The sequence below is a fragment of the Undibacterium sp. 5I2 genome, from assembly GCF_035019605.1.
Classification (GTDB): domain Bacteria; phylum Pseudomonadota; class Gammaproteobacteria; order Burkholderiales; family Burkholderiaceae_D; genus Undibacterium.
The window spans coordinates 1-783 of the sequence record NZ_JASJVS010000151.1 but is presented as its reverse complement, the minus strand read 5'-3'; the positions used below and the strand labels follow the sequence as shown (position 1 = coordinate 783).

The 783-nt window shown below is 49.4% G+C and carries 1 protein-coding gene; it reads right to left on the bottom strand.

Annotated features, from left to right (window positions below):
- Positions 1 to 783, bottom strand: a 783-nt coding sequence (locus QN359_RS19770) for an IS3 family transposase (protein ID WP_323493628.1), incomplete at both ends; no start/stop codon positions are given.

Below are 783 nucleotides of genomic sequence, written 5' to 3'. Positions count from 1 at the left end.
TGGGCGGCAAATTGCCCAGCGTTGAATGCAATCGTAAGCAGTTATAAAAGCCTACGATGTATTCAATGATGTCTTTTGTGGCTTCCATTTGATTCGCGTAATCGCGTTGCCAGACACGCTCCATCTTTAAATTTAAGAAGAAGCGTTCCATCGCCGCGTTATCCCAGCAGTTTCCTTTACGGCTCATACTGCAAACAAGGCCATGTTGTTTGAGTAAATGTTGGTATTCATGACTGGCATATTGACTGCCACGGTCGGAATGCAAAATTAAACCCGCTGCCGGCTTACGTGCCTCAACCGCCATCCGTAGCGCCCGACAAACCAATTCAGCTGGCATCGTTGGCCCCATTGCCCAGCCTATGATTTTTCGTGAGAATAACTCCATCACGACCGCCAAATACAACCAGCCAGTACGCGTACGGACATAGGTAATATCGGAAGTCCAGGCGCGATTGGGCTCTGCTGGGTTGAACTGTCTATTGAGAATATTGCTCGCTATTGGTAAATCATGTTTGCTATCTGTCGTGTTGATAAATTTTCTCTTCCAGACGGTTTTGATCTGGGCTTCACGCATTAAGCGCCGTACTTTGTAGCGGCCAATGACGATGTTCTTGGCGTGCAGTGCACTGACCAGGCGACGGCTGCCATAACTGCGGCCACTGGCAGCGAATTCCGCTTTCAGATGCACGCTGGTGACACATATTGCGGTCATTTTTGTCTTTGCTTTTGCTGCGTAGTAGCCAGACCGGCTCGCTCCCAAGAGACGACACAGTTGTGCTACCG